We start from the raw sequence: 5,166 nt of genomic DNA, 5'->3' as shown, positions 1-5,166 counted from the left end.
AAATTCGYCTTATGGGCGAATTTTTGTATCATATAGAAAACTTATTTACAATTAAGTTGAGTAATAGCTACTTATTAAGAAAGGACATTACATATGAAATTAACAGATAGATTATTAAAAATAGCTAGTTTAGTTACAAAAGGAAAAAGAGTTGCAGATATAGGAACTGACCATGGATATATCCCAGTATATTTATTAAATAAAGGACATGTAGATTTTGCTATACTTGCAGATGTAAACAAAGGTCCATTAGAAAATGCAAGAAGTGAAGTTAGACATAATAATTTAAGTGATAAAGTTGATTTAAGATTAGGTTCAGGTATAGAAGTACTTAATGAAAATGAAGTAGATGAAGTAATAATTGCTGGTATGGGTGGGATATTAATAAGTGAGTTATTAGAAGCTAAAAAAAATGTAGCTCATAGTTTAGATAAATTAATATTACAACCTATGCAAGCACAAGATGAGCTTAGAAAATATCTTTTAAATAATGGATATGAAATATTAGATGAAGTTTTAGTTAAAGAAGACTTTAGAATATATGAAATAATTGTAGCTAAATATACTTCAGTAAATACTGTTGTTGAAGATGATATATATTATGAAATTGGTAAGAAACTTATAGAAAATAAAGATCCATTAGTAAATGAATTAATAGATAAAAAAATATTTATGTATAACTCGATACTAAAAAAATTAGAAGGTAAAACTGGCGAAGAAATAGAGAAAAAAATAAAAATGAGTACTGATAAAATATCAAAGCTTGAAAATTTAAAAATATAAAATCTAGGGGGATAATATGTTACTAAAAACACTTATAAAAAAGATAGAATCAAAGTATCCATTAAGCTTAGCATATGATTGGGATAATGTAGGTCTTTTAGTTGGTGACTTTGATATGGAGGTTAATAAAGTACTAGTTGTACTTGAAGCAAATGAAAAAGTTATAGATGAAGCTATAGAAAATAATATAGACTTAATAATAACACATCATCCATTTATATTTAAAAAGATGAACAAGATAAATACTCAAGATTTCAAAGGAAAGCTTATACATAAACTTATAAAAAATGATATAGCACTTTACTCTATGCATACTAATTTTGATATAGCTTATGATGGTTTAAATGATTATTTTATGAAGTTAATGGGATTTGAGAACTCAAAAGTATTAGATGTAACTAATACTGAAGTTTTATATAAATTAGCAGTATATGTACCTAATTCTCATATAGATAAAGTAAAAAGTGCTTTATATGATGCAGGAGCAGGTTATATAGGGAATTATAGTCATTGTAGTTTTTCAACTCAAGGTATAGGTAGTTTTAAGCCTCTTGAAAATACTAATCCTTATATAGGTAATATAGGCGAAATAGAGCTAGTTGAAGAAGTTAAAATAGAAACTATAGTACCACAAAGATATTAGGKGGAGTTATAAGTTCTATGTTAAAAGCACATCCTTATGAGGAAGTTGCATATGATTTATATAAACTTGAGAATAAAGGAAGTTCTGTAGGTCTTGGAAGAATTGCCACATTAAATGAAAGTATTTCTCTAAGAGAGCTTTCTATAATTATWAAACAGAAATTAAATATGGAACACATTAGAGTTACAGGAAACCTTAATGATAAAATAAGTAAAGTAGCAGTAGTTACTGGTTCTGGAGCAGATATGTTTAAAAAAGCTCAAAGAAACGGAGCTGATGTTTTAATAACAGGTGATATGAAATATCATGATGCTCAAGATGCTTTAGATATAGGTATGAATGTAATTGATTGTGGTCATTTTGATACGGAAAATATATTTAAAGATGCAATAAGTATATACTTAACAAATATTGAAGAAATAGATGTTATAAAAAGTGATATAGATTTAAATCCATTTAAAATAATATAAAGAACTTACACAAAATACCTGTAATTAATAATAATTACAGGTATTTTTATAATTATTAATTATTTTGTAAAAGTTTCTTTACTTCATAAACTGCTGATTCTATCAATATATTAGCTTGTTCTGAGGTTATTTTATTATTAGTTAATTCTAATAATTTAGATAATGCTAAATCTTTTTTATCTAATCCAGTAAGTTCTGGATTAAGCTGTTCTATAGCCATAACAATTTTCTTTGAAATATCGTAGTAATCTTGAAGTTTCTGACTTTCTATTCTTTGATTTAGATAAGTTATTACAAAACCTATACCAACAGTAATAATAAAAGTTATTATTGTTAACAATAAATTAAATAAGTGAGGATACATAAGAAAAGCACCATCCTTAATTTAATGTAAAAAATTGAAATTTAAAAATAGTATCATTTTTATTTGAATAATACAAATACTATTAATACAATATATGACATTTAAGAAGGAGAAGTGCTATGGAAAAATATTTAATAAAAAGAAAAATTGATACAGAAATATGTGAAAATAATAAAAAAATAGCTATATATGCAGGTGTTGGGATAGCTGCACTAGGAGCATATTTTGCCTATAAGACATATAAAAAAATAAAAAATAATCAAGAAGAAATGCAATATATTGACAATGAAAATTATGAAATAAATAACTTAAGGGATGATTTAGAGGATAAGGAGTTAAAAGAAAAAATTGATGAATTTAATTCTAGACGAATTTCTAGTGAAAACTGTGAAGATGCAGAGCAAAATGAAGTAAAACAATATGTAGATTCTATGAAAGAAGATAAAGAAAATGTAAATATAAATGAAAGTGAATATAATAAAGAAAAATATGATGAATATGATGAATAAAAGATAAAAAGGCTAATAGCCTTTTTATTTTTTAGGTGGATTNAAGAGCAACCATAATTATAAATATAAAAGCTTAGTCCTTTGACTAAGCTTTTATATTTTCTAATGTCCTGTTAAATCACTTTCGTTAAATTTGTCTTGGAATTTTTGTGTAAGTTTGTTTATTGGTTTCTTTAATAATACTGCAAATAATATAAATATTATAATGTATATAGCTAAAGCACATATATCTTTAGTTAAGTTTGGCATATATATTCCACCTATTGTTTCACGAAGAGCAGAAATTGCATATGTGAAAGGTAGTAGTGGATTAACCATTTGAAAAAATTCAGGAGTAACTTGTATAGGGAATGTTCCTCCAGAACCTGCAACTTGTATAACTAGTAGTATAACTCCAAATGCTTTTCCTATGTTTCCAAACACAGAAACTAAAGAGTATACGATGCTTGTAAATACAATACTTGTAAATACTGATAATAGTATAAATAAAGGGATATTAAGTACTTGAGCTTTTAGTAAATATATATCTCCTAAACTTACGATGAGAGATTGAATTATTGTTAATGTTAAGATTGTAAGGCCTCTACCAAAATAGATTTCATTTGCTTTATAATCACCATGAACATTTGTAGAAAGTAAAGACATTAGAAGTAATATGCCTACCCATAAAGATAAAACTGTATAAAATGGTGTCATAGCTGAACCATAATTTTTTATAGGGTATAGTCTTTTTTCTACTAAATCAACAGGCTGCTTTAAGAAGTCAGAACGCTCTATAACATCACTCTTAAGTAGGGATATAACTTCCTTTACATCATTACTATTATTTATTTTACTTATAGAATCTACTAAGTTATCAACTACAGATTTAGCATATGGTAACTTGTCTTTTATAAATGCGGAGCCTTCTTCAGCATCACCAGTGAAGGATAAAACATTACTTAAAATATCTTCGACAGCAGGTAATTTTTTTTCTGCACTATCTAGAATTTCGATTACATTATCAGCAACTTTAAATCCATCATCTACAATATTGTTTATTGGCTCTTGTATTTTTGAATCAAAGTTATTTAATAGAGATGATGTTATTGTATTTACATCTTCAGTAATTTTTAATAAATTATTTAAATTAGTTAAAGGAGGTGTTTGTCCATTGGCGACTTGACTTTTTATAGATTCTAGATAACTTATTGAAGAATTTAATTTAGAACTTATGCTATTTAAGGAATCTATTGAACTACCTAATTGACTGCCAGGGACTAGTTTATTCAATTTTACTAAGAAGTTACTTAAAGTATCACTAGTAGATGCTAAATCTGATAACTTAGTAGATAAATTATCTATAAGTTGTGGTGCAGACTCTGAACCTTTATTTATAGCATCTATTAAGTTTGAAACTGAATTTTTAGCATTTAATGATATTTCTGATATTAATCCTAAATCATTTTTTATAATAGGAGACAATTGAGATAATCCTGTTTTTGAATCGCTTAAAAAGCTTTTAACATCAGATGATAAATTTTTAGAATTAGTTATAGTTTCTTTTATAAGAGGAATATCCTTTTGTATATCTTTAACTATATCTGCCACCTTATCAGTTGTATTAACTGCTGTATTAACGACATTATCTATATTTTTAAATTTTCCTTGAACTTCGATTAAATTATTTTCTAAGGTAGATAACTTTGGTAATTGATTTTCAAGTTCTATACCAAGTTCTTTAAATACAGATAAAACAGTTTCACTCACTGTTTTTACAACAGTTTCATTTACTTCTGTTTGTATAGTTGTAGCACCTGTATTTGTTATTTTAGGAGCTACAGCATTTAATTTTTCATTTACAGTATATATTATAGTGCCTTTTTTTATATCTTTTGAAACTAAAGAAGTTAAATTTTCAGAGAAATTTGAAGGTATTTCTATGTATGCATAATATTTACCACTATTTACACCGTCTAATGCATTTTTGATATCTACAAACTTCCAACCTAAACTCTTATTATTTTTAAGCTTTTTTATTAATTCATCTCCGATATTTATATTTTTATTTAAAACTGTTGCTCCTGCATCTTTATTTACAACTGCAACAGCAATGTTTCCAGTATTGCCGTATGGATCCCATGAAGCTTTTATATTAAACCATGCATAAAGTGATGGTAAAATACAAAGGCCAAGTATAATTACCAATAAAGCCTTGTTAGTGAAAATATCTTTTAAGTCATTTTTATATATTTTAAGAATGTTTTTCACTTAAATCACCTCCGTAGTTAAATAGAGTTAAAAATACAGTTTTATACCAAAAATTTTTTTATAAAAATTAATTTATTTAATAATAGTCTATGTAATTTAAAGGATTTTATCGTATGTATATAAAATAAAAGAAGTAAGCAAACAATA

The 5,166-nt window shown here is 25.8% G+C and carries 6 protein-coding genes; 4 read left to right on the top strand and 2 right to left on the bottom strand.

Annotation, left to right across the window (positions count from 1 at the left end):
- Positions 1-93 precede the first annotated feature (93 nt).
- Genes G3997_RS06830 through G3997_RS06820 form a run of 3 tightly spaced genes read left to right on the top strand, consistent with a single transcriptional unit; the run spans position 94 to position 1,896 of the window.
- Positions 94-783, top strand: a complete 690-nt coding sequence (locus G3997_RS06830) for a tRNA (adenine(22)-N(1))-methyltransferase (RefSeq protein ID WP_296644746.1) — start codon at positions 94-96, stop codon at positions 781-783.
- A gap of 16 nt (positions 784-799) precedes the next feature.
- Positions 800-1,426, top strand: coding sequence for a Nif3-like dinuclear metal center hexameric protein (locus G3997_RS06825; RefSeq protein WP_296644745.1), 627 nt, complete (start codon positions 800-802; stop codon positions 1,424-1,426).
- Positions 1,427-1,443: 17 nt separating this feature from the next.
- Positions 1,444-1,896 (top strand): Nif3-like dinuclear metal center hexameric protein, encoded by a 453-nt coding sequence (locus tag G3997_RS06820; RefSeq protein WP_296644743.1) that lies wholly within the window; start codon positions 1,444-1,446, stop codon positions 1,894-1,896.
- A gap of 55 nt (positions 1,897-1,951) precedes the next feature.
- On the opposite strand, the gene G3997_RS06815 is transcribed toward G3997_RS06820, so the two are convergent.
- Entirely contained in the window at positions 1,952-2,260 is a 309-nt protein-coding gene (locus G3997_RS06815; protein ID WP_296644741.1) for a phage holin, LLH family, read from the bottom strand.
- A 119-nt stretch (positions 2,261-2,379) separates the two neighbouring features.
- On the opposite strand from G3997_RS06815, the gene G3997_RS06810 reads away from it, so the two are divergent.
- Positions 2,380-2,769 (top strand): hypothetical protein, encoded by a 390-nt coding sequence (locus G3997_RS06810; protein WP_296644739.1) that lies wholly within the window; start codon positions 2,380-2,382, stop codon positions 2,767-2,769.
- A 102-nt stretch (positions 2,770-2,871) separates the two neighbouring features.
- On the opposite strand, the gene G3997_RS06805 is transcribed toward G3997_RS06810, so the two are convergent.
- Positions 2,872-5,019, bottom strand: a complete 2,148-nt coding sequence (locus G3997_RS06805; RefSeq protein ID WP_296644736.1) for a YhgE/Pip domain-containing protein — start codon at positions 5,017-5,019, stop codon at positions 2,872-2,874.
- Positions 5,020-5,166 lie beyond the last annotated feature (147 nt).

The organism is Romboutsia sp. 13368 (assembly GCF_018336475.1).
Taxonomy (GTDB): domain Bacteria; phylum Bacillota; class Clostridia; order Peptostreptococcales; family Peptostreptococcaceae; genus Romboutsia.
The sequence above is the reverse complement of the archived record's forward strand: the minus strand, read 5'-3'. Positions and strand labels throughout refer to the sequence as shown.